This window comes from Reyranella sp., from assembly GCF_004296935.1.
Lineage (GTDB): Bacteria > Pseudomonadota > Alphaproteobacteria > Reyranellales > Reyranellaceae > Reyranella.
The window spans coordinates 58,495-75,452 of record NZ_SCVH01000059.1; the positions used below are offsets into that span (position 1 = coordinate 58,495).

Annotated in this window: 23 protein-coding genes; 8 read left to right on the forward strand and 15 right to left on the reverse strand. The window is 66.8% G+C overall.

The window, feature by feature from the left end:
• Nucleotides 1-21: 21 nt before the first annotated feature.
• The 6 genes from ybeY to EPO55_RS07915 form a co-directional block, all read right to left on the reverse strand.
• A complete protein-coding gene (ybeY, locus tag EPO55_RS07890; RefSeq protein WP_296336061.1) occupies nucleotides 22-498 on the reverse strand; it encodes an rRNA maturation RNase YbeY in 477 nt (158 codons plus the stop codon).
• Nucleotides 467-1,396 carry a PhoH family protein gene (locus EPO55_RS07895; protein WP_296336085.1) on the reverse strand — a complete coding sequence of 310 codons (930 nt, stop codon included), beginning with the start codon at nucleotides 1,394-1,396 and terminating at the stop codon, nucleotides 467-469. The genes ybeY and EPO55_RS07895 overlap by 32 nt, the downstream gene beginning before the upstream one ends.
• 47 nt (nucleotides 1,397-1,443) lie before the next feature.
• Nucleotides 1,444-2,901: a tRNA (N6-isopentenyl adenosine(37)-C2)-methylthiotransferase MiaB gene (gene miaB, locus EPO55_RS07900; RefSeq protein WP_296336062.1), complete on the reverse strand. Its 1,458-nt coding sequence runs from the start codon at nucleotides 2,899-2,901 to the stop codon at nucleotides 1,444-1,446.
• Nucleotides 2,902-2,974: 73 nt separating this feature from the next.
• Entirely contained in the window at nucleotides 2,975-3,793 is an 819-nt protein-coding gene (locus EPO55_RS07905; RefSeq protein ID WP_296336063.1) for a lysophospholipid acyltransferase family protein, read from the reverse strand.
• A gap of 16 nt (nucleotides 3,794-3,809) precedes the next feature.
• A complete protein-coding gene (locus tag EPO55_RS07910; RefSeq protein ID WP_296336064.1) occupies nucleotides 3,810-4,661 on the reverse strand; it encodes a GNAT family N-acyltransferase in 852 nt (283 codons plus the stop codon).
• 65 nt (nucleotides 4,662-4,726) lie between these two features.
• Complete coding sequence (locus tag EPO55_RS07915) at nucleotides 4,727-5,164, reverse strand: Fur family transcriptional regulator (protein WP_296336065.1); 438 nt, start codon at nucleotides 5,162-5,164, stop codon at nucleotides 4,727-4,729.
• A gap of 46 nt (nucleotides 5,165-5,210) precedes the next feature.
• Between EPO55_RS07915 and EPO55_RS07920 the strand changes: the two genes are divergently transcribed.
• Nucleotides 5,211-5,459: a sulfurtransferase TusA family protein gene (locus EPO55_RS07920; protein WP_296336066.1), complete on the forward strand. Its 249-nt coding sequence runs from the start codon at nucleotides 5,211-5,213 to the stop codon at nucleotides 5,457-5,459.
• On the opposite strand, the gene rimI is transcribed toward EPO55_RS07920, so the two are convergent.
• Nucleotides 5,460-5,924 carry a ribosomal protein S18-alanine N-acetyltransferase gene (rimI, locus tag EPO55_RS07925; protein WP_296336067.1) on the reverse strand — a complete coding sequence of 155 codons (465 nt, stop codon included), beginning with the start codon at nucleotides 5,922-5,924 and terminating at the stop codon, nucleotides 5,460-5,462.
• A gap of 18 nt (nucleotides 5,925-5,942) precedes the next feature.
• Complete coding sequence (gene tsaB, locus EPO55_RS07930) at nucleotides 5,943-6,617, reverse strand: tRNA (adenosine(37)-N6)-threonylcarbamoyltransferase complex dimerization subunit type 1 TsaB (protein ID WP_296336068.1); 675 nt, start codon at nucleotides 6,615-6,617, stop codon at nucleotides 5,943-5,945.
• 68 nt (nucleotides 6,618-6,685) lie between these two features.
• Between tsaB and ddpX the strand changes: the two genes are divergently transcribed.
• On the forward strand, nucleotides 6,686-7,243 hold the full coding sequence (gene ddpX / locus EPO55_RS07935; RefSeq protein WP_296336069.1) for a D-alanyl-D-alanine dipeptidase: 558 nt from the start codon (nucleotides 6,686-6,688) through the stop codon (nucleotides 7,241-7,243).
• A 1-nt stretch (nucleotide 7,244) separates the two neighbouring features.
• On the opposite strand, the gene EPO55_RS07940 is transcribed toward ddpX, so the two are convergent.
• The 6 genes from EPO55_RS07940 to EPO55_RS07965 form a co-directional block, all read right to left on the reverse strand.
• Nucleotides 7,245-8,354, reverse strand: a complete 1,110-nt coding sequence (locus tag EPO55_RS07940) for a glucosaminidase domain-containing protein (protein ID WP_296336070.1) — start codon at nucleotides 8,352-8,354, stop codon at nucleotides 7,245-7,247.
• A 103-nt stretch (nucleotides 8,355-8,457) separates the two neighbouring features.
• Entirely contained in the window at nucleotides 8,458-9,006 is a 549-nt protein-coding gene (locus EPO55_RS07945; protein ID WP_296336071.1) for a NifU family protein, read from the reverse strand.
• 291 nt (nucleotides 9,007-9,297) lie between these two features.
• Entirely contained in the window at nucleotides 9,298-9,789 is a 492-nt protein-coding gene (locus tag EPO55_RS07950) for a universal stress protein (protein WP_296336072.1), read from the reverse strand.
• A 16-nt stretch (nucleotides 9,790-9,805) separates the two neighbouring features.
• Nucleotides 9,806-10,609, reverse strand: coding sequence for a TIGR02186 family protein (locus EPO55_RS07955; RefSeq protein WP_296336073.1), 804 nt, complete (start codon nucleotides 10,607-10,609; stop codon nucleotides 9,806-9,808).
• A complete protein-coding gene (locus tag EPO55_RS07960) occupies nucleotides 10,606-11,532 on the reverse strand; it encodes a sulfite exporter TauE/SafE family protein (RefSeq protein ID WP_296336074.1) in 927 nt (308 codons plus the stop codon). The genes EPO55_RS07955 and EPO55_RS07960 overlap by 4 nt, the downstream gene beginning before the upstream one ends.
• Before the next feature lie 9 nt (nucleotides 11,533-11,541).
• Entirely contained in the window at nucleotides 11,542-12,573 is a 1,032-nt protein-coding gene (locus tag EPO55_RS07965; RefSeq protein WP_296336075.1) for a DUF2333 family protein, read from the reverse strand.
• 100 nt (nucleotides 12,574-12,673) lie between these two features.
• On the opposite strand from EPO55_RS07965, the gene EPO55_RS07970 reads away from it, so the two are divergent.
• The 6 genes from EPO55_RS07970 (at nucleotide 12,674) to EPO55_RS07995 (ending at nucleotide 16,822) form a co-directional block, all read left to right on the forward strand.
• Nucleotides 12,674-13,627: an alpha/beta hydrolase gene (locus EPO55_RS07970; RefSeq protein WP_296336076.1), complete on the forward strand. Its 954-nt coding sequence runs from the start codon at nucleotides 12,674-12,676 to the stop codon at nucleotides 13,625-13,627.
• Entirely contained in the window at nucleotides 13,624-14,739 is a 1,116-nt protein-coding gene (locus tag EPO55_RS07975; RefSeq protein ID WP_296336077.1) for an MFS transporter, read from the forward strand. Before EPO55_RS07970 ends, EPO55_RS07975 begins: the two co-directional genes overlap by 4 nt.
• Before the next feature lie 527 nt (nucleotides 14,740-15,266).
• Nucleotides 15,267-15,728: a MarR family transcriptional regulator gene (locus EPO55_RS07980; RefSeq protein WP_296336079.1), complete on the forward strand. Its 462-nt coding sequence runs from the start codon at nucleotides 15,267-15,269 to the stop codon at nucleotides 15,726-15,728.
• A gap of 4 nt (nucleotides 15,729-15,732) precedes the next feature.
• On the forward strand, nucleotides 15,733-16,230 hold the full coding sequence (locus tag EPO55_RS07985; protein WP_296336080.1) for an ATP-binding protein: 498 nt from the start codon (nucleotides 15,733-15,735) through the stop codon (nucleotides 16,228-16,230).
• A gap of 62 nt (nucleotides 16,231-16,292) precedes the next feature.
• On the forward strand, nucleotides 16,293-16,514 hold the full coding sequence (locus tag EPO55_RS07990; RefSeq protein ID WP_296336081.1) for an addiction module protein: 222 nt from the start codon (nucleotides 16,293-16,295) through the stop codon (nucleotides 16,512-16,514).
• A 5-nt stretch (nucleotides 16,515-16,519) separates the two neighbouring features.
• Nucleotides 16,520-16,822: a type II toxin-antitoxin system RelE/ParE family toxin gene (locus EPO55_RS07995; RefSeq protein ID WP_296336082.1), complete on the forward strand. Its 303-nt coding sequence runs from the start codon at nucleotides 16,520-16,522 to the stop codon at nucleotides 16,820-16,822.
• A gap of 30 nt (nucleotides 16,823-16,852) precedes the next feature.
• Here EPO55_RS07995 and EPO55_RS26130 read toward each other — a convergent pair whose 3' ends face one another.
• Nucleotides 16,853-16,945 (reverse strand): hypothetical protein, encoded by a 93-nt coding sequence (locus EPO55_RS26130; protein ID WP_363718733.1) that lies wholly within the window; start codon nucleotides 16,943-16,945, stop codon nucleotides 16,853-16,855.
• Nucleotides 16,946-16,958: the final 13 nt, after the last annotated feature.

Below are 16,958 nucleotides of genomic sequence, written 5' to 3' on the forward strand. Positions count from 1 at the left end.
CCGAGCGTAGCGAGGGACCTTTCACTTCACTGCATAGGGATCGGCGATCCCCAGCCGCTTCAATATCCGCCGCTCCAGCGCTTCCATGCGCTCGGCGTCGGCATCGCTGGTCTCGTGATCGTGGCCCAGCAGATGCAGGACGCCATGCACGACGAGATGGGCGACATGATCGGCGGGTGACTTCTTCTGCTGCTTCGCCTCGCGCCACACCGTCTGTCGCGCCAGCACGATGTCACCCAGGAACGCGCGCTCACCCGACGGGTAGGACAGCACGTTGGTGGCCTTGTCCTGCTTGCGGTCACGCTTGTTGAGCGAACGAACGTCCCGGTCGTCGGCGAGCGCAACGTTCAGGGACTTGCCGCGTCTTGCCGCCGCGCGCGCGGCCTTGCGCACCAGACGTTCGACGCCCGGCAGGGCCTTCAGCCAGCCGGCATCGAGCACGACGACGGTGCAGCGGAGCGCGGGCCTAACCCTTGAGTTTTTTGTCGCGCGCGTCATAGGCCTCGACGATCCGGGTGACGAGATCGTGGCGCACGACATCCTTGGAGGTCAGCCGCACGAAGCGCATGCCGTCCACGCCTTCCAGCGTCTCGACCGCGTCGTTCAGGCCCGACTTCTGGTTGTTGGGCAGGTCGGTCTGGCTGGGATCGCCGGTGATCACCATGCGCGAGCCCTCGCCCAGCCGGGTCAGGAACATGCGCATCTGCATCGGCGTGGTGTTCTGCGCCTCGTCGAGGATGACGAAGCAGTGGGCGAGCGTGCGGCCACGCATGAAGGCGAGCGGCGCGATCTCGATCTCGCCCGACTCCATGCGGCTGGCGATCAACTCGGCCGGCATCATGTCGTGCAGGGCGTCGTAGAGCGGCCGCAGGTAGGGATCGATCTTCTCCTTCATGTCGCCGGGCAGGAAGCCCAGCCGCTCGCCGGCTTCGACGGCCGGCCGCGACAGCACGATGCGCTCGACCTTGCCGGCGAGCAGCAGCGACACGCCCATGGCGACCGCGAGATATGTCTTGCCGCTGCCGGCCGGACCCAGGGCGAACACCATGTCGCGCTCGCGCAGCGCCGCCAGATAGTCGCGCTGCCCGGGCGAACGCGCCTGCACGGTGCGGCGGCGCGTGCGGATGCCGTCCTCGTCACCGCGCTCCGCGCCCGTGCGGGCAAAGCGGACGGCGGCGTCGATGTCGGCCATCTCGATCGACAGGCCGCGCTTCAGACGCTCGTAGAGTGCGGCCAGCGCCTTGTGCGCGATCGTGGCGTCGTCCGGCGTGCCGGCGATCGCAAGCTGGTTGCCGCGCGCGCTCAACTGGACATTCGCGAGCTGTTCGATGCGCACCAGATGCCGGTCGTGATTGCCGTAGAGCGACGCCACCAGGGCATTGTCGTCGAACGTCATGCGGCGTACGTCGGCGGCGCGCACGCCGGCACCGGCCAGCGGAGCACTCACGCGGCGACCTCGAATCGAGAGGGCGATTCACCGGCCACGACTTCGCCGGCCAGGCTCAAGGCGTAAGCCGCGAGCAGTCGCACGTTCACGATGGATCCGATCATGTCGGCGTCGCCCTCGACATAGACGGACTGCAGCCACGGGCTCTTGCCGAGCACCTGGCCCGGCTTGCGACCGGCCTCGGCGAACAGCACCGGCACGACGGTGCCGACCTTGGAGAGGTTGAAATCGCGCTGCTGGGTTCCCAGCAGCGATTGGAGCGCGGCGAGACGAGCCGTCTTGAGGTTCTCGTCGAGCTGGTCACCCAGCGCCGCCCCGGGGGTGCCCGGCCGGCGGCTGTACTTGAAGGTGTAGGCCGACGCGAAGCCGATCTCGTCGACCAGCCGCATCGTGTCGTCGAAGTCGGCATCGCTCTCGCCCGGAAAGCCGACGATGAAGTCCGACGACAGCGCGAGGTCAGGGCTGACAGCGCGCAGCCGGTCGACAAGCCGGCGATAGTGGTCGCGGCCGTGGCCGCGGTTCATGGCCTCGAGGATGCGATCCGACCCCGACTGCACCGGCAGGTGCAGGTAAGGCATGAGTTGCGGCACGTCGCGATGTGCGGTGATGAGATCGTCGTCCATGTCGCGTGGATGGGAGGTGGTGTAGCGGATGCGCACCAGGCCATCGATCTCGGCGATTTCCCTGATGAGCCGCGCGAGACCCCAGGTGGAACCGCCAATCGAGCCGGGCGCAGCCTCGCCGTGATAGGCATTGACGTTCTGGCCGAGCAGAGTGAGTTCGACCGCGCCCGCCGCCACCAGGGCGCGCGCCTCCTGCAGCACCTCCGCCGCCGGCCGCGAATACTCGGCGCCCCGCGTATAAGGCACGACGCAGAAGGTGCAGAACTTGTCGCAACCCTCCTGGATGGCGAGGAACGCCGAACCGGCCCGCACGTCGGCATCCGACGGCGCCGGCAGATGATCGAATTTGCTCTCGGCGGGAAATTCCGTGTCGAGCACACCCGCGCCCGGCCGGCGCCGGCCGTCGAAGCGCCGTTCGTCGGACTTGCGCGCCGCCCGGGCCAGCAGTTCGGGCAGGCGGTGATAGGCCTGCGGCCCGACGACGATGTCGACAGCGGGTTGGCGCCGGACGATCTCCTCGCCCTCGGCCTGGGCCACGCAGCCGGCCACGGCGATGGTGAGGTCGGAGCCTTCCAGGTGGCGTTCGGCCTTGAGGTCACGCAGACGCCCGAGCTCGGAATAGACTTTTTCCGACGCCCTTTCGCGGATGTGGCAGGTGTTGAGAACGACCAGGTCGGCCTGTTCGGGACTGTCCGACAAGGCATAACCCAGCGGCCGCAGGACGTCGGCCATGCGGTCGGAGTCGTAGATGTTCATCTGGCAACCGTAAGTGCGAATGAACACGCGCTTGCGCTGCCACTGGCTCTGAGCGCCGGTGCGGACGTCCTTCATCGGTCTCCGTTGCTGGAACGGCCGGTTCTTAACATCGGGCACGGCCAGGGTCGAGAGGGCTGCCCGAGGGGCCCTAGGCGACACCCGAGGCCGGTGGCAACAGTTCGGGGCGACCAGAGTTCGCCGATTGCACGCCGAACGACACCTGCTGGAAGCAATATTCGGCGAGCTTCTTGCGGTCGCCAAGCCGGTCGATGTCGATCGTCGGGAAAAACGTCACAACCGCCTCGGTTTCGCCGAGGCAGACCATCTGCCAGAGATGCGGGACCAGATCGAGGTCGCCGAACCACGCGAACAGCGGGCGCCAGTAGCGGCCGAGCGGAATGCCGTCGAGGCGCGTGTAGGAGATCGCCACCGGCTGCACGGTGATCGGCTTGTCGTCGCGACGCAGCTGCGCCACGGCGAACAGGGCACTGCGAAACGGCAGAACGCGCGTGCCGTCGCTGCTGGTGCCCTCGGGAAACAGCATGAGATTGTCGCCGGTATTGAGGCGCCTCAGCATCTCGTCGCGGCTGGTGCTGGCCTTGCTCGAGCGCCGCTCGACGAAGATGGTGCCCTGTGCCTTGGCGAGCGTGCTGAAGAACGGCCATGTCGCAACCTCGGCCTTGGCGACGAAACTGCCCGGAATCAGCCCACCCAGCAGTTCGATGTCGAGGTAGGACACATGATTGCAGACATAGAGCGTGGGCGTCACGGTCGAGCGTCTGCCATGGACCCGGACGCGGATGCCCAGGATCACGCAGACGATGCGGTGATAGACGACCGGCAGCCAGCGCACGACCGGCGTTATCCGCAGCGCCTGTGCCAGAAGATGGAAGGGCAGCAGCGCCAGCGTGAGCAACAGGTAGCTCAGCAGCCGAAACGCGCCGCGCAGAGGGGAACCGATCCACATTGTCGCTGCAGGCGCGTCAACCGTCCTGATCACGAATCCCGCGTTCATAGTGCCGGATGTACTTCTCCGTCACCAGTTCGGTCTTGACGATGATGAAGACGTCGGTGGTGTTGAACTCGGGATCGATCACCGCGCCATCGCCGACGAAGCCGCCCAGCCGCAGGTAGCCCTTGATGAGCGGCGGCACGCGCGCCATCGCCTTGCGTTCGTCGTAGGTCCCCGGCGCGAGCGTATCCATCTTGACGTAACGGCTGGCCAGCGCCCGCACGCGGATATCCGGCGGGGCGAGGTGATGGTGATGGAGATAGCTGAGCGGCAGCGCGTGCGGCAACGGATCCGTCCCCGGGAAACTGGCACAGCCGAACATCACCTGAATGTTGTAGTGGAACGCATAAAGCGCGATGCCACGCCACAGCATCTGCATGGTCGCGGTGTTGCGCGCGTCCTTTTCGATGCACGAGCGGCCGAGCTCCAGGATCTCGCCCGGATAGTCGACCATCGGCTGGACGTCATACTCGGCGGACGAATAGAAACGGCCCATCCTGGCCGCCGCCGATCGGCGGATCAGGCGGTAGGTGCCGACGACGCCGCCCGGCCCTTCGCCGCGGCGGCGGTCGAGCACGAGCAGATGATCGCAGACCTGGTCGAACAAATCGAAGTCGCGTCGCTTCGCGGCGATCTCCGCCGTCGGCCGCGCCTTCATCTCTTCGTAAAACACGCGATAGCGAAGCGCCTGCGCCGCATCGATCTCGGCGGCATTCTCGGCTAGTCGGACCTCGAAATCGCCGGCAACGACTTTGACGATCTCCGCACTCGAAGTGGGAGTCCCAAGAAGTTCGGCTTCACTGTCAACGCGGTCGATGCGCATGCTTCATCCGCAGAGAGCCGTCCCAAGCATTCGTCCATTATCGGGGCGGCGCTGGCGCCGTCCACTCATTTTTGACGTTCGGTTTTGCCGTCCAAAGGCACGCCGTACAACTCGAGCCGATGCCCGACCAGCCGGTAGCCGGCCTTTTCCGCGATCTTGCGCTGCAGTTCCTCGATCTCGCCGTTATGGAACTCCACAACCTTGCCGGTCTGGATATCGATCAGGTGATCGTGATGCTCGTCGGGCGTTTCCTCGTAGCGTGCCCGGCCATCGCCGAAGTCATGCTTGGCGAGAATGCCCGCCTCCTCGAACAGGCGAACCGTTCGGTAGACGGTCGCAATGGAAATGTTCGGGTCGATCGCGGTCGCGCGGCGGTGGACCGCCTCGACGTCCGGATGGTCGGACGAATCGGACAGAACGCGCGCGATGACGCGGCGCTGGTCGGTCATCTTGAGACCGCGTTCAACGCAGAGGAGCTCGAGTTTGGCTTTACGTTCAGGCATGTCGCAATACCCTACACCGGCAGGCGTTCGGGGTATAGTTGGGGACATGTCCATACACCCAAAGCCTATACAGGCTGACCATGACATCGACATTACCGGCGAGGTCTGCCCGATGACCTTCGTGCGGACGAAGCTCAAGCTCGAGCGCCTGCAGCCGGGCGAGGTGCTGAGCGTCAGGCTCAAGGGTGAGGAGCCGCTGCGGAATGTCCCCCGGGCGGCCCGCGACGAAGGCCACATCATTTTGGGGATCGAGGACGATGGCGATACCCATATCGTGACGATCCAGCGGGCCTGATCAATCGAGATCGAGACGCATTACCAGTGCATCGGCCGCCGGCCCATCGCCACGCCGGAAATAGGCCGGCCGGCTGCCGACTGCGCAAAAGCCGGACTGTTCGTAGAGCCTCTGGGCCCCCGGGTTGTCGGCCGCGACTTCGAGAAACAGCGAGCGGGCGCCCGCCGATCTGACATGGGTGATGACGGCGGTCAGCAGGTGCCGCGCTGCGCCGCGGCGGCGGTAGGCCGGCCGCACGGCGATCGTGATGAGCTCCGCCTCGTCGGCCGCCACCCGGCAAATCGCCAGGCCGGCATCGCCGCCGTTGACCTCCAGCAACAGGCCGGCAACACCGGGCGACGCCAACAGTTCGGCCACGTCCTGCCGTGTCCAGGCGCGCTCGCCAAACGGCACGAAGGCCTCAGCGTGCAGCGCGGCAGCCCGGTCGAGATCGAGCGCGCCCAGCGGGCGTAAGACAGGACGCAAGGCTGGTCGGCCAGCCATTCAGTCGACTGTCCGGCGAGCGCCGTCCGGCAGGGTGACGCTGACGCCGCGCAGGTAGAGCGGCCGCGGCAAGCCCTCGCTTTCATTGCGCACGCGCCAGGCATCGACACCCGGCGCGAGGCCCAGGCGCGCTACGGCGACGGGGTCCACGGGGGCCACCTCGACGGTGGCGTCGACACCTGCTGCGGTCAGTTGCGCCACGAGCGGACTGACGTCGGGGCCCACGACCACGCAGGCCCTGCCGCGCAGGCGATCCGCCAGCTCGATCGCAGTGGCTGCAAAGGCTGTGGCCTCCGCGCCGACCGCACAGAACCAGTCGCCAAGGCGGCTATCGACGGCGGCGACGACGAGCCGGTCGCGCGTCGCCACTTGGGCCATCAAGACCGATGTCGTGGAAAGACCGGCGAGCGGCACGCCGAGCCCGACGGCGAGGCCGCGCGCGGCAGCCAAGCCTACCCGCACGCCGGTGAAACTTCCCGGGCCGACGGTCACGGCGATCAGCGACAATTCGCGCCGGCCGACTCCGGCTTCATGCAGAACCGACGCCACGGCTGGCAGCAGCCGGGCCGCCTGGTCGCGTCCCTCCTCACGCAGCGAGGCCAAACATGCGCCATCCCGCACCACCGCCACGCCAAGCCCGCTGATCGCGCAATCGAGGGCGAGCACGAGTGTCATGCCGGGCTCATGATCGTTCGGCCTGCCGACCTCTGGCGCTCGCTCGGGCGGCTGGGCATTCTTGGGTCATGAAACTCGATCTGGTTGCGATCGCCCCGCCCGACTTCGATGTCGACGTGACGCTGGCCTATGCGACTGATGCCAATCTAACGGGACGACCGGTCTACCGGAATGCCGAATGCTGGCTGCATCGCGAGGCGGCGGAAAAGCTCGCCACGGCCGTGGCGCTGGCCCGGCCGCTCGGCCTCAGGCTGCGCATCTTCGATGCGTTGCGGCCGGTCGAGGCGCAGTGGGCGCTGTGGAACGTCAATCCCGACCCGGAGTTCCTCGCCGACCCACGCCGTGGCTCGCCGCATTCGCGCGGCGTGGCGGTCGATCTCAGCCTGCTGGACGGCGGCGGTCGGGAACTCGACATGGGCACGGCGTTCGACGCCTTCACGCCGCTGTCGCACCACGGTCGAACCGACGTCTCCGCCGATGCCCAACGCAACCGGCTGCTGCTGATGGGCCTGATGACCGCGGCCGGCTGGGACTTCTACCGCAACGAATGGTGGCACTATCAGCTCTTCGACGCCAGGCGCTATCCGCTGGTATGCGACGCCGATCTGCCCCGCCCGATGATGTAGCTCAGAAGCTCGAGAGCCGCGACTTGTCGAAATCGCCGAGCTCGTTCTCGCGCATGATCTGACGCACGAACTGCACGTAACCCTGGCCGCGTTCGGAATAGCGCAACAGGGTGCCGATCAGGTGGTAGCCGGCGGGATGCTCGCCGCGCTCGCGCATCGCCGCGCGCTCCGCCCGAAAGCCGGCATAGGCCGGATGAGTATTGAGGTTGGTGATGTAGGCGTCGGTCGCCTCTCCGACGTCCGTGAAGGGCTGTGGCATGCCGGCGCCGGGCTTCCAGGGAACGGAAATGCTGTGGCGGCCGCCGGTCTGGATCTGCCCGAACAGGGCGTTGCCGTTGCGCGCGGCGAAGGAAGTGCCCCAGCCCGATTCGACACCGCCTTGGGCAATCGCCATCGAAGGCGGAACGATATCGACACGACGTACCAGCTCGTCGAGCTTGTCGACCGAGATTTCGTAACGATCGGCGAGGTTCTCGAGCCAGATACGCTCGATCGGCGTCATGCGAAGCGGCGCCGCCGCCATCTTGTCGCGCAGATACAGGAGCTGCTCGCGATCGGCGAGCACGCGCTGATTGACCTCGAGGACCACCGGCAGAATCGCGGTGATGAACAGCGACTTACGCTCGTGGCCGTCCTTGGTGTTGAGATCACCCGGCACGCGGTCGACCTTGATCGGCGGAACGGCTTCGCCCAGCCGGACGTCGGTCAGCGTGTAGGAGACGTCACGGAAGAAACCGGCAAGCTCGTCGGCGGTGCGCGGGCTGATCGCCCGCAGCTGGACCTGCCGGCGAACGGCATTGCCGGGAGCCGCAAAACGCCCGTGGCCAAGGGTGATCTCGCGGGTCGTGACATGAGGCCAATCGTCGGTCTCGCTCGTGTCGTGACGCACGAACGTCAAAGCTGCGGGCTGGGCGTCCATGGCGAGAAACGCCGGCTGGTCGGGCGACGCAGCACTCGCGGAGCCGATCGCCGCGAACGACAGATAGGGCGCGACATCGACGGTCGGCAGCGGTTCGCTCAGGCCCACGCCTGTGGCGACCATGGCGGCCCATGCCGCCGGAAATGCATAACGACGCCCGCGTTCGACCGCGGGCCGGATTAACAATTTCATTCCACACTCTTCGTTTCGTTGGCTCGAACGAACGACCCCCCAGCCACGATCCCCCACGGACCGCGATGAGTACTGACGCTGTACGCTTGAGCGAAAGGTGGCCCTACTGGGCCGCCTGGACTTCCACCACTTCTGGCACGTAGTGCTTCAGAAGATTCTCGATTCCCATCTTGAGCGTGGCCGTCGAGCTGGGGCAGCCGGAGCACGACCCCTGCATGTGGAGATAGACCACGCCGTCCTTGAAATCCTGAAACACGATATCGCCACCGTCCTGGGCAACCGCCGGACGAACACGCGTATCGAGCAACTCCTTGATCTGGGCGACGATCTCGTCGTCTTCCGCGGCGGCCGCGCCTGCATCGGCGCTCTCGGCCACCACCGGGTCGCCTGATGTGTAATGTTCCATGATGCCACCCAGAATGGATGGCTTGAGGATCTGCCAGTCCTGGCTCGTCGTCTTCGTGACGGTCACGAAGTCGGAGCCGAAGAACACGCGCTCCACGCCCTCGATCGCAAACAGCCGCTTGGCCAGCGGCGAAGGCTGGGCGGTATCGGCGCTCGCGAAATCCATCGTGCCCTTCTCCATGACCACGCGGCCGGGGAGGAACTTCAGGGTCGAGGGATTGGGCGTCTGCTCGGTCTGGATAAACAAACCTGGTCTCCTTCATCGAACGCGTTGCGGCCGGGCCGCTCGGCATCGCTCAGGCTGGGAACGGGACGTCTCCGCCCCCAATCGGTACCCCGGACGTAGGAACCGCCGTCCAGTCGATCAAGTTGATTCTTATGAGCGTCTGTATAATAATTATGGAATATCAGATTATTATACAATAACATCAATATGATAGAAATTCTCTCTTTGCTTCCCCGAAGCTGGAGTTCTCCAACTCAAAGCCTCATTGCAGGGGAACCTTTGACAGAACGACGCGGAAACTGCGCGCACGGTCTATGAGATTGCGTCGATCTCCGCCTCGGTGAGGGCGCCGGGAACGATGGTGAGCGGGATGCGGAGCTGGCCGCCGAGCTTACCGGTGAAAGCCGTGACCAGGGGCCCTGGCCCCTCGCCACTCGAGGCACTGCCCAGCACCAGAACCGAGATCGAGCGATCTTCGGCGACGAGCTTGAGCAACTCGTCGCGGCTCTTGCCCTCGCGGATATGGATGGTGGGGGGCTGGCCCGTCAGGGTGGCCGCCGAGTCGGCATGCCGGGCGACAACATCCTCGGCCTGCTGGCGGGCTTCCTGGCGCATCAGGTCGACGACGGCGCCCCATTGCTGGCCTTCGGGCGGATCCATGACGTAGAGCATGGCGACCCGCCCCCCGGTCCGCTTCGCCCGGCGACACGCATATCGCAGCGCATTGCGCATTTCAGGGCTCTCGTCGACGACGACCAGGAAGACCCGCTCCTCGGCCCGGGCGGGCTGCTCGCTCACACTCATGGTCGGCTCCCTTCCGTTACAGACGCCGCATGATCGCGCCGCCCAGCCAGCCGGCGAACAGCGCCATGACAATCGCCCCCAGGCCATAGAGCGCGCCGTCGTGGCTCGCCCATCCCGCCAGCTGGGCGCTGAATCCAACCTTGCCGACCGGCAGCGGCCGCGACACCGCGGCGACGATCTTGCCCTCGCGCAGCAGGTAGGCCTTCACCTCGTACACCCCCTCGGGCAGCCTGGAGGGGAAAGGCAGATCGACGCGAAACAGCCGGCCGGCCTGGACGGTGACCTGGCCGATGGCCGCCGGATAGAGCCCTTCCCGGCGTTTCACCTCCACCAGACCGCCACGGAAGCTCGCCAGCTCGGCCGCAGCCCGCGAGCCGACCGGCTTGACGGTCGACATCCGGTCCTCCAGCGACAGGATCTCGCCGCCGGCGCCGCGGGCGAGCAGCCGCTGCAGCGGCTGGCTGGCGGCAATGGCGTAATAGGCGGGCACATCGTCGAAAGACTGGCGGCCGGTATTGAGCCACAGGCCGAGGAAACGTTGCTTGCGCAGGACCGTCTCGCGCGCCTCCGGCCCGACCACGACCACGACCACTTCGCCGGGCGGATCGAACATGCCGAACATCAGGATGCTCTCGCCCTGGAACGCCGACGTGATCGAAACCCGCGCCCGCGACAGATCGACAATCAGATCCGGCGTCGTCGACTCGGCGGGAACCGACGGCGGCAGGCCGGCCGACGGCGGCTCGACACGGGGACCCTGGGCCTGTGCAGCACCTGCCCAGACGAGACTTGCCACAAGGGCAACCACTAGGCGTCTCATGGCGACACCTCGCGGGTGCCCAGCGAGAAGGGTGAAGCCGGCGTGCGCAGGAGTTCGACCAGCAACTCGGCCGCCACCGCCAGGATCAGGACCGACATCAGGCCGCGCAGGACGACACCCGGGAGTTTGGCCGCGAGCCGGGAGCCGATCGGTGCCCCCACCACGCCGCCCAGGATCAGGAGCAGCGCCAGCACCACGTCGACCGTGCCGTTGGTCGTGGCCTGGAGGAAGGTGACGTTGGCCGCCACGAACAGGATCTGGAAATTCGAGGTGCCGATCACCACGGCCGTCGGCATGCCGAGCAGATAGATCATCGCCGGCACCAGCACGAAGCCGCCGCCGACGCCCAGGATCGCCGACAGGATGCCGATCAGGAAGCCCAGCCCCACCGGCAGCAGGGCGCTGATGTAGAGCTTCGACTTGTAGAACCTGAGCTTGAGCGGCAGGCGATGCACCAGGTAGTGGGTATGAAGCTTGCCGCGCGGCGACTCGGGATTGCGCCGGCGCTTCAGGTAGGTGCTCAGGCTTTCGGTCAGCATCAGCAGGCCGATCGTCGACAGCATGACGACATAGAGTACGGCAATGACGAAATCGATCTGGCCGATGCGCTTGAGGTAGGTGAACAGCCAGACGCCGGCCGACGAGCCGACCATGCCGCCCAGCAGCAGCACCAGCCCCATGCGCAGATCGACGTTGCCGCGCCGCCAATGGACCTGCAGCGACGACACCGAGTTGGCGATCACCTGGTTGGCCTGGCTGGCGACCGCGACGGCCGGCGGAATGCCGACGAAGATCAGGAGCGGCGTGGCCAGGAATCCGCCGCCGACGCCGAACATGCCGGCGAGCAGGCCGGCCGCCGCCCCCAGGCCGAGCAGGACGAACACATTCATCGACTGCTCGGCAATGGGAAGGTAGATCTCCACCGCGCCGGCCTACTTCAGCAGGATGTTGCTGATTTCGCGCAACTGGGTGCGCGCCCGCAGCAGGTAGAAGCCCTGCGCGGCCAGGTGATTGGGAATGAGAAACCCGTCGAGGTAGCCGTTCCACACGACCCAGGGCTGGAGTTCGGCGGCGAGGCGGAACGTCTCCACCGTGCCGTTCCAGGCGTTCGTCAGGCCCTTTTCCCGAATGATGTTCTCGAAGTCGACGCCCAGTTCGCGCAGCAGCAGGTAGTTGGCGTAGAGCCGGCCCTTGTTGAAATAGAAGATGTCGTCGCACCGCGAATCGAACAGGTCGCCGGCCTTCTCGATGATGTGCTGGTCGATGACGCCCGAGTCGGAGCCCTCGTCGTTGGCGATGCGATCGAGCAGCGCCTGGAGGTTGTCGGCGCGGCGCTCGAAGATCGCCTGACCCGACGCCAGCCGCTTGTTGTAGGCCAGCAGCTTCTCGCGGCCGGCGCGGTACTTCTGCGCCGATGTCGCCGACGGCATCAGCGACACGCTGGGCTGCCAGACCCAGATGTTGGGCTGCTCGTTCAGGAAGCCGCGCGCCTGCTCGAGGTCGCGGTCGGTCTGGCTCGAACCGCGGGTGCGGCCGAGCTGGTCCATCAGCTCCGTGCTGAAGCGGCCGAGTGCGGCCATAACGCCGCGCTGGAAGTTCGGCATGTTGTCGAGCAACCCGGACGGCATGAAAAAGGGCTGCATCGGCGTCCAGGTGTGGACGTTGACCTCGCGGTCGACCAGATCGGCCGCGACCGCCACCGCCCGGCTTTCGCCCGGCGTCACGTTGCGCGGTGCGAACTGGGAGTCGTCGTCGATGTCTTCGATCACCAGCGCGCCCACCGGGTAGTAGAGGATCACCACCACCAGGGCGGCACGCCATGCCCATCCCCACATCGATCTGCGGCCGCCCGGTGTCGTGCCCCTCGGCATCGAGGGGCGGAAGGCGCGCACGCGATCCCATGCCCGACGCCACAGGGAAGGCGCTGCTACAGGTGCTGCGCCGTGATCCGGATCGAATGTCATGGCCGACCTTACCATTCGCCTCGTGACGAAACAGGGGCGTGGGCTGCTAGAGTGCGTTGTTTCTTTGTCCCACTGAATTGGCGGAATGGGAGTTGATGGTATGGCGCTCGATCCCGAATCCCAGCGGCTACTCGATCTCGCCGCGGCGGCCAACCGCCCGGCCTGGAACAGCTTGAGCCCGCAGGCGGCGCGCGACCTCTATCTCTCCCTTCGCCCGCCGGCGCAGGGGCCGCGGCCCGCGGGCGTCACGGTGACCGACCGGACGATCCCGGGACCGGGCGGCGCCGTGCCCATCAGGCTCTATCGGCCGGCCGCAGCCGCCACCGACGCGTTGTTGCCGGCGCTGGTGTTCGCCCACGGCGGCGGCTGGGTGTTCGGCAACCTCGAAAGCCACGACGTGCTCTGCGCCCAGCTCGCCCTCGACGCCGGCATCGCCGTCTGCGCCGTCGACTATCGGCTGGCACCGGAAGCCCGCTTCCCGGGCGCCTTCGACGACGTCGTCGCCGCCCTGCAGTGGGTCCAGGCCAACGGCGCCACGGTCGGCATCGACGCCAGCCGCCTCGCTGTCGGCGGCGACAGTGCCGGCGGCAATCTCGCCGCCGCCGTCGCGATCTGGGCGCGCGATACCGGGGGCCCGCGTCTTCGCCTGCAGCTGCTCGCCTATCCGGTCACCGACGCGGTGGCACGCACCGACTCCTACCGCCGCTTCTACGACGGCTTCGGCCTCAACGCCGAGACCATGGAATGGTTCTTCGATCACTATACGCCCGACAAGGCGAGCCGCGTCGACTGGCGCGTGTCGCCGCTGCGCGCTGCCTCGCTCGCCGGCCTGCCCCCGGCGCTCGTGATCACCGCCGGCTACGACCCGCTACGCGACGAGGGCCGCGCCTATGCCTGGCGGCTGCAGCAGGAAGGCACGCTGGCCGATCTCGTCGAGTTCGGCGGCATGCTGCATGGCTTTCTCAGCACGCCGATGCTGCTGCACGGCGCGCGCCGGGGGGCGGCCATCTGCGCCGCGGCGCTGCGCGAGGCGCTGGTGCTGCGAGCATCATGAGCCCAGCGCCGGTGTCCGGCCGTGCGGTCGCCCTGTCGGCCGCGGTCATCGGCATCGGCCTGCTGGGCGACACGCTGATCTACGCGGTCCTGCCGCTCTATCACGAGCAATTCGGCGTCAGCCTCGCCATGGTGGGCGTGCTGCTGTCGCTCAACCGCTGGGTCCGCCTGTTCGCCAACTCGGCGGTCGCGGCGATCGGCGAGCATGTCGGCGCGCGCAACCTGATGATCGCGGCCGCCCTGGGCTCGATCGTGTCGACCACCTGCTACGGCCTCGACGGCGGCGAGATCCTGCAGATCCTGGCCCGCATGCTGTGGGGCTTCTCCTTCGCAGCCCTCAATCTGGGCTCGCTCGCCTATGCCGTCGCCGACCGGGCCAACGCCGGCAAGCGCGTCGGCGCCAGCCGCGGCATGATCGGCGTCGCCCAGGCCTCGGCGTTCATCGGCGGTGCGTTGCTGGTCCTGTCGGTCGGCCCGCGCGACGTCTTCCTGATCTTCGGCGCGCTGACGACGCTTGCCCTGGTCGCGGCCCTCCTGCTGCCCGTTCTGCCGGCCGAACCGGCGCGCGAGCGCGGCTTCCGCCTGCCACGGCCGCAACGCCTGGAGATCTGGGGCTTCCTGCTGGGCTTCAGCGGCGACGGCGTGTTCCTGCTCGCGCTGGCTTTCCTGCTGCGCGATTCGGTGACCTCGGTGGCGCCCATCGTGGCGACCTGTCTGGTGCTGTCGCTGCGCTGCCTGGTCGATGCCAGCGGCGGGCCGATCGGCGGCTGGATGGGCGACCGCTTCGGCGTACGCCCGGTGGCGGTGCTCACCGGATCGGGGCTCGTCCTGGGCTACATCCTGATCGCGCTGCACGCCGATCTGGTCGGCAGCATCGTCGTCGTGCTGACGCGCGGACTGTTCAACACGCTGGTTCCCGTGATGGTCATGCAGCGCGCCCAGGGCGGCTACCTCGCCTCGCAGGCGAGCTACTCGACATGGCGCGACTTCGGCGCCGCGATCGGACCGCTCACCGCGCCCTGGCTGTTCCTCAACATTACACAAAGCTGGCTGTTCAGCGCCCTGGCCGCGACCATGGTGCTCGGCGTTGCCTTCTGCCTGGCCCGCCGCTAGAAATCCGCGGCCCAACTTTTCGAATTTGGCCCAACTCGACACGCAGATATTTGGCTCTCCAACCGCCGGAAAGCCAATGAATCCTGCCTTTTCCAGACCTCACCGGGCCCACCTGAAACGTGGGAGTGTTGGGCCCGAAGTTGGGCCCGCACCTGTCTCCCGTTCAATATCGGGGATCTCGTTTCACACGTTCGTTGCGGCCGTCGATCTCTCTTCGGGGCCCGGCGCGCCTGGTGGATCCGGCGTCGTTGTTGCCTTGCCGACGGCCGTCGGAAAGGCGGGCTCGTTCTCGGGACTGTCCACGGGTCAGGACCCGCGGCGGCTGCACCCAGCGCTTTGCGCGATCCCGCGGCCCCTCTTGCGGACTCCAGAGGGCGCGGGCAGGTCTTGCCGGTTGTGAAAAGAGCCGGCGCAGTCCACGCGCCAGCCTAGCGGAAAAATAGCTTAAAACCTGCTGAAATGTCAACTATATCCTAAATACTTCCGAATTACTTGCATATGGCAGCATATCGGCCTATATAGGCGATATGACCAGCCCCTCCTTTTCCGCCGTCCTCAGCCTGCTGGGCGCCAACGCCCGCCTTGAAGAGCGCTTCTCGAACGGGCTGGGCTCCCTGCACGGGCTCGCCCTCAGGGAAGTCCTGCTTCTGATGCACCTGGAGCGGGCGCCGCGGACGCGGCTGAGCCGGATCGACCTCGCGAAACGGCTCTATGTCAGCCCCTCGACGGTGACCCGCATGGCCGCCCCGCTCGAAAAATTGGGATGCGTCGGCCGCGAAGCCGATCCGCGCGACGCGCGCCTGGCCTACGTCGTCCTCACCAAGGCCGGCCTGGAACTGGTCGCCAACGCCCGGGCCACGCTCGAGGGCATGGCCGCCGACGTCTTCCGCGACCGTTGGACCAAGCCCGAGATCGCGGCACTTGCCGAGCTGTTGGGCCGCCTGACGGCCGGCCAGCCTGGCGAGCTCGGTCAATCCAACGGCGGCTGATCCGATGATCCATCTCGTTTGCGGATCGACCGGCGCGGGCAAGACCACCTACGCCGGAAAACTGAGCCGGCAGCTCGGCGCCTTGCACCTGTCGATCGACGACTGGATGGTCGGCCTGTTCGCGGCCGACCAGCCCGCGCGTCCGGATTGGCAATGGATCGACGAGCGGGCGAGGCGCTGCGAACGCCAGATGGTGGCCACAGCCCTTCAGCTCGGCCGCCTCGGCGTGCCGTCGATTCTCGATCTCGGCCTGCAGCGCGCCGACCAGCGTCAGCGCATCGCCGCGGCCGTGATGGCGGACGGGCTCGCCGTTCGCCTGCATTTCCTCGACGTCGACGCGGCGGAGCGCTGGCGACGGGTCGAGGGGCGCAACCACGACCAGGGCGAAACCTTTCGTCTCGCGGTCACCCGGCCCATGTTCGATTTCATCGAGACGGTCTGGCAGCCACCCGGCGCCGAAGAGATGGCTTCCCTCAACGGCGTCCGCGTGGCGACGGCCTGATTTCGGTGGCATGCCCGTCGGCCGGCCGTTGAAAATCGCGGACCAAGGAGTACCTTTCTCTCATGACCAAGGCCGCCCTCCTCGACGAACTGGAGCAGCTCAGCCCGCGCGAGCGGCTGGAGCTCGCCTACGGTCTGCTCGACAGCGTCCTACATGACGAGTCTGCGCCACCCCTGAGCGACGCCCATCGGCGCGAGCTGCGGGAGCGGTTGGCGCATCATCGATCCAATCCCGATGAGCCCGGCGTTACCCTGGATGCTATCCGACGCAGGCTCGCCCAATAGAGACGATGGCCGCCGAGGTCATCTACAAAGCGGCCGCCGAAGCCGAAATCGAGATCGCATTCCGGGAATACGAGTCGCAGCAAAGTGGGCTCGGCACGCAGTTTCTCGACGAACTCCACAGGATCGAAGGCCACCTCCGCCTCAATCCGGCACTCTATCAGCGGATCGACGGCGATTTGCGGCGGGCCGTCCTACGGCGATTTCCCTATGGACTCTTCTACGTCATCGATGACGAGCAGGTGAGCATACTTGCTTGCCTTCACCTGCGTCGCGACCCCCGTTCACGTGCGGACTTAGTGTCGCGTTAGCGCGTATCTGAGCCGCGCCAATCCGGCACGCTACCTGAACACATCCTTGCGCTGGCGGACCTCGGCGAATACTGCCGTGGGATCGCCGCCCGGCATGCCCACCGCCTTCTGCACCGACGGCATGTCGACGCGAAGG

Bases quoted from the DNA above. Each gene is read 5' to 3' on its own strand.
- ybeY (WP_296336061.1), bottom strand. From the start codon at position 498: ATGACGCGCGCGACAAAAAACTCAAGGGTTAGGCCCGCGCTCCGCTGC.
- EPO55_RS07895 (WP_296336085.1), bottom strand. From the start codon at position 1,396: ATGACGTTCGACGACAATGCCCTGGTGGCGTCGCTCTACGGCAATCAC.
- miaB (WP_296336062.1), bottom strand. From the start codon at position 2,901: ATGAAGGACGTCCGCACCGGCGCTCAGAGCCAGTGGCAGCGCAAGCGC.
- EPO55_RS07905 (WP_296336063.1), bottom strand. From the start codon at position 3,793: ATGTGGATCGGTTCCCCTCTGCGCGGCGCGTTTCGGCTGCTGAGCTAC.
- EPO55_RS07910 (WP_296336064.1), bottom strand. From the start codon at position 4,661: ATGCGCATCGACCGCGTTGACAGTGAAGCCGAACTTCTTGGGACTCCC.
- EPO55_RS07915 (WP_296336065.1), bottom strand. From the start codon at position 5,164: ATGCCTGAACGTAAAGCCAAACTCGAGCTCCTCTGCGTTGAACGCGGT.
- EPO55_RS07920 (WP_296336066.1), top strand. From the start codon at position 5,211: ATGTCCATACACCCAAAGCCTATACAGGCTGACCATGACATCGACATT.
- tsaB (WP_296336068.1), bottom strand. From the start codon at position 6,617: ATGACACTCGTGCTCGCCCTCGATTGCGCGATCAGCGGGCTTGGCGTG.
- ddpX (WP_296336069.1), top strand. From the start codon at position 6,686: ATGAAACTCGATCTGGTTGCGATCGCCCCGCCCGACTTCGATGTCGAC.
- EPO55_RS07940 (WP_296336070.1), bottom strand. From the start codon at position 8,354: ATGAAATTGTTAATCCGGCCCGCGGTCGAACGCGGGCGTCGTTATGCA.
- EPO55_RS07950 (WP_296336072.1), bottom strand. From the start codon at position 9,789: ATGAGTGTGAGCGAGCAGCCCGCCCGGGCCGAGGAGCGGGTCTTCCTG.
- EPO55_RS07955 (WP_296336073.1), bottom strand. From the start codon at position 10,609: ATGAGACGCCTAGTGGTTGCCCTTGTGGCAAGTCTCGTCTGGGCAGGT.
- EPO55_RS07965 (WP_296336075.1), bottom strand. From the start codon at position 12,573: ATGACATTCGATCCGGATCACGGCGCAGCACCTGTAGCAGCGCCTTCC.
- EPO55_RS07970 (WP_296336076.1), top strand. From the start codon at position 12,674: ATGGCGCTCGATCCCGAATCCCAGCGGCTACTCGATCTCGCCGCGGCG.
- EPO55_RS07975 (WP_296336077.1), top strand. From the start codon at position 13,624: ATGAGCCCAGCGCCGGTGTCCGGCCGTGCGGTCGCCCTGTCGGCCGCG.
- EPO55_RS07980 (WP_296336079.1), top strand. From the start codon at position 15,267: ATGACCAGCCCCTCCTTTTCCGCCGTCCTCAGCCTGCTGGGCGCCAAC.
- EPO55_RS07985 (WP_296336080.1), top strand. From the start codon at position 15,733: ATGATCCATCTCGTTTGCGGATCGACCGGCGCGGGCAAGACCACCTAC.
- EPO55_RS07990 (WP_296336081.1), top strand. From the start codon at position 16,293: ATGACCAAGGCCGCCCTCCTCGACGAACTGGAGCAGCTCAGCCCGCGC.
- EPO55_RS07995 (WP_296336082.1), top strand. From the start codon at position 16,520: ATGGCCGCCGAGGTCATCTACAAAGCGGCCGCCGAAGCCGAAATCGAG.
- EPO55_RS26130 (WP_363718733.1), bottom strand. From the start codon at position 16,945: ATGCCGTCGGTGCAGAAGGCGGTGGGCATGCCGGGCGGCGATCCCACG.